The 3,187-nt window shown below is 60.2% G+C and carries 5 protein-coding genes; 2 read left to right on the top strand and 3 right to left on the bottom strand.

Features of this window, described 5'->3' with window-relative positions; translation table 11 throughout:
• Nucleotides 1-472, bottom strand: a 472-nt coding sequence (locus EN780_RS30790) for an NADP-dependent oxidoreductase (RefSeq protein ID WP_133372788.1), incomplete at its 3' end; no start/stop codon positions are given.
• 165 nt (nt 473-637) lie between these two features.
• Here EN780_RS30790 and EN780_RS30795 point away from each other — a divergent pair.
• The gene (locus EN780_RS30795; protein ID WP_245494308.1) at nt 638-967 is read left to right on the top strand and encodes a helix-turn-helix domain-containing protein; all 330 of its coding nucleotides are present in this window, start codon (nt 638-640) and stop codon (nt 965-967) included.
• Between the two features lie 67 nt (nt 968-1,034).
• Here EN780_RS30795 and EN780_RS30800 read toward each other — a convergent pair whose 3' ends face one another.
• Complete coding sequence (locus EN780_RS30800) at nt 1,035-1,412, bottom strand: flagellar export protein FliJ (RefSeq protein WP_127282272.1); 378 nt, start codon at nt 1,410-1,412, stop codon at nt 1,035-1,037.
• 449 nt (nt 1,413-1,861) lie between these two features.
• Between EN780_RS30800 and ctrA the strand changes: the two genes are divergently transcribed.
• On the top strand, nt 1,862-2,557 hold the full coding sequence (gene ctrA / locus EN780_RS30805; RefSeq protein ID WP_006203583.1) for a cell cycle two-component system response regulator CtrA: 696 nt from the start codon (nt 1,862-1,864) through the stop codon (nt 2,555-2,557).
• Nucleotides 2,558-2,633: 76 nt separating this feature from the next.
• Here the strand turns inward: ctrA and EN780_RS30810 are convergent, their stop codons facing one another.
• The gene (locus EN780_RS30810; RefSeq protein WP_127282271.1) at nt 2,634-3,002 is read right to left on the bottom strand and encodes a response regulator; all 369 of its coding nucleotides are present in this window, start codon (nt 3,000-3,002) and stop codon (nt 2,634-2,636) included.
• Nucleotides 3,003-3,187: the final 185 nt, after the last annotated feature.

Genomic DNA, 3,187 nt, shown 5'->3' on the forward strand with positions numbered 1-3,187 from the left:
GGCCGACGCCGCCGGCCGCCGCGTGCACCAGCACGCGCTGACCCTTTCTCAGGCCGCCATGGCGGACGAGGCCTTGCCAGGCTGTCAGGCCGGCCAGGGGCAGCGCCGCGGCGTGGATATGATCGATGCTGTCGGGCTTTGGCGCAATCTCGTCGGCGGGGGCCACGGCGAGTTCGGCGTAGGCCGCCGCCTGCTTCGGAAAGTGCGGCATGCCGAACACCTGATCGCCAACCTTGAGGCCGCTCACATCGGGGCCAAGCGCCTCGATGGTTCCGGAAATGTCCCAGCCGAGGATGAAGGGCGGCTCGCCGAGCAGCGGATAGTGGCCGCCGCGCACCGCGCCGTCGACAGGGTTGATGCCGGCCGCGCTGACGCGGACCAGCACTTCGCCGGCTTTCGGCGCCGGGTCCGGCCGGTCGGCGATGACAAGGACGTCGGGACCGCCGACGGTATTCTGGGTAACGGCACGCATGAGAGGCTCCTCGTAAGTTGGTGTGCCGCTATCATTTGGATAGTAATATTCCCTTGTCCAGTATGTACCTTTTCTATATATAGGCACCTCATGGATAGCGATAACGACTCCCCCTTCGGCTATGACGCGTACCGGCGGACGTGCCCTTCGCACACCGTGCTCGAAATGCTGGCCAGCAAATGGGTCTACCTGACCGTCTGCGCGCTGCGCCGCGGGCGGATGCGCAATGGCGAGCTGGCCCGCAAGCTCGAAGGCATCACGCCCAAAATGCTGACGCAGACGCTGCGTGTGCTCGAGCGCGACGGGCTGGTGCGGCGGGAGATCTTTCCGGTGATCCCGCCAAGGGTCGAATATGAGCTGACCGATCTCGGCCGGAACCTGGCGGGACTGCTCAATCAGATACGGTCCTGGTCGGAAGAGCACGCGCCCGACATCAAGGCGGCCCGCATCCGGGCATCGATGGATCCTCAAGCGGATCTTGCGACGCTGGGCTGAGCGGCCGCCAGGCTCCTGGCCGGCGGTTCGCCGGCTTGCGTCGCGGAGGTAGCGCTGGGTGGCGGCTTTACCCGATCATTGCGCTGCGGCCGCCGAGTTCGGCGTCGCGAATCTTGGTGTCACGCGATTCCAGCATCTCTGCCTTGGAAAGCTCCGCTTCAGCTTCGCCGAGTAATGATTCGGCAGCGCTTCGCTGTTGGGCGAGGTCGCTTTGCGAATTTCTAAGGTTGTCGCGGCGCAGGCGCGCCGCCTTGGCGAAGGTCGGATAGGCAAAATGGTTGATGTCGGTGATGCCGGCCTTCTTCTCTTCGGCGGCGATCTGCACCTCCAGTTCGACGGCCATGCGTTCGAACTCGGCGATCATCATGTCGAGCTGCAGCAGCTGCCGCCGCTTCTCATTCACCTGAAACTGTTTCAGCCGAACGAGGTTTTCACGTGACTTCATGATTCGGTACTCCCGGAAACGCACACCCGCACATATCGTCCAATCCGCCCGGAAAGGCCCAAGCGCTGCCCGTATCCCCTGGCTTTCCCCCACTATGGGAAACAAACTCCTAAAGTTTTTTGCCGTTGGTAACCATTCGTTTACGGGCATTGTTAATCATACGGCCGAGGACTTAAGGCCGGGTAAAAATTCCGGCTTTCGACGGGAAGCCGACCAGCGAGTCCCTGGAGTCACTTAGGCTGACTTATTAATGTGGTGCATTAGCGGTTTTGGTCTGTGATTCATTATTAGATTCAAGAGGGTGTAGAAAGGGGTTAAAAAATCTGGTATCGTCCTCGGCACGAAATTAGGTTTTGTTAACCATTCAATGGCACCTTCTGTTCAGGCAATCACTGCTCCGGGTCCCGGACGGGTCGTGACATGGTCCGGCAGCAGAAAAGGGGAATGAAATGCGTGTTCTGCTGATAGAAGATGACAGTGCAACCGCACAAAGCATCGAATTGATGCTGAAATCGGAAAGCTTCAACGTCTATACGACCGATCTCGGCGAAGAAGGTGTCGACCTCGGCAAGCTCTACGACTACGACATCATCCTTCTCGATCTCAATCTCCCCGACATGTCGGGCTATGAAGTCTTGAGAACGCTTCGCCTGTCCAAGGTGAAGACGCCCATCCTGATCCTGTCCGGCATGGCCGGCATCGAGGACAAGGTGCGCGGCCTCGGCTTCGGCGCCGACGACTACATGACCAAGCCATTCCACAAGGACGAGCTGGTGGCGCGCATCCACGCCATCGTGCGGCGCTCCAAGGGCCATGCTCAGTCGGTCATCACCACCGGCGACCTGGTGGTCAACCTCGACGCCAAGACCGTCGAAGTCGGCGGCCAGCGCGTGCACCTGACCGGCAAGGAATACCAGATGCTGGAGCTGCTCTCGCTGCGCAAGGGCACCACGCTGACCAAGGAAATGTTCCTCAACCACCTCTATGGCGGCATGGACGAGCCGGAACTGAAGATCATCGACGTCTTCATCTGCAAACTGCGCAAGAAGCTGGATGCGGCGTCGGGCGGTCAGAACTACATCGAGACGGTCTGGGGCCGCGGTTACGTGCTGCGCGAGCCGGAAGACATCCGCGTCAGCGCCTGACACGCCCTGTCGATTGTTTTTGAACACAAAAAACCCGGCTTCAGCCGGGTTTTTTGTTGCCGATCCGGGCCGGCCGTCAGGCGGCGATTTTCAGGACGCGAAAGCGTTCCAGCAATTGCGGCCGATTGAACGGCTTCAAGAGATAGCCCTGGGCGCCGGCCCGCTTTGCCCGCATGATCGAGGCGACATCGACTTCGACCAGCGAGATCAGGATCTGCGGCTTGACCGCGCTCTCCATGGCGCGAACCCGGCGAATGAAGTCGACTGCCTGCATGTCCGGCAGACCGCCATCGACTACGATGACGTCAGGCATCTCGGCGGCGCACACCTCGACGGCATCAAGGCCGCTGGCGGCCTCGATCACGGTGAAGTCGGAGCCACCGAGGATGCGTTTTGCGACCTTCCTGATGACGCTCGAATCGTCGACGAACAGGCAGCGTTTCATTTCCGGGTCCTCTTTGCCATCTGGCGAACCGGCAACCTCTGGGCAACCGCAGCCACCATAGTTCAATCTGGTAAAGAAGCGGAAAAGCCGTTAGGTAAAGTTTTTGCAAAGATGCGCCTTGCTCGCCCCTTTCGTCGCGAACTCGGTTTTGGTCAGGCCAACAAAACTTTCTACGCCTGAAATGC

The organism is Mesorhizobium sp. M4B.F.Ca.ET.089.01.1.1 (genome assembly GCF_004022605.1).
Taxonomy (GTDB): domain Bacteria; phylum Pseudomonadota; class Alphaproteobacteria; order Rhizobiales; family Rhizobiaceae; genus Mesorhizobium; species Mesorhizobium abyssinicae.

Bases quoted from the DNA above. Each gene is read 5' to 3' on its own strand.
- EN780_RS30810 (WP_127282271.1), bottom strand. From the start codon at position 3,002: ATGAAACGCTGCCTGTTCGTCGACGATTCGAGCGTCATCAGGAAGGTC.
- EN780_RS30800 (WP_127282272.1), bottom strand. From the start codon at position 1,412: ATGAAGTCACGTGAAAACCTCGTTCGGCTGAAACAGTTTCAGGTGAAT.
- EN780_RS30795 (WP_245494308.1), top strand. From the start codon at position 638: ATGCTGGCCAGCAAATGGGTCTACCTGACCGTCTGCGCGCTGCGCCGC.
- ctrA (WP_006203583.1), top strand. From the start codon at position 1,862: ATGCGTGTTCTGCTGATAGAAGATGACAGTGCAACCGCACAAAGCATC.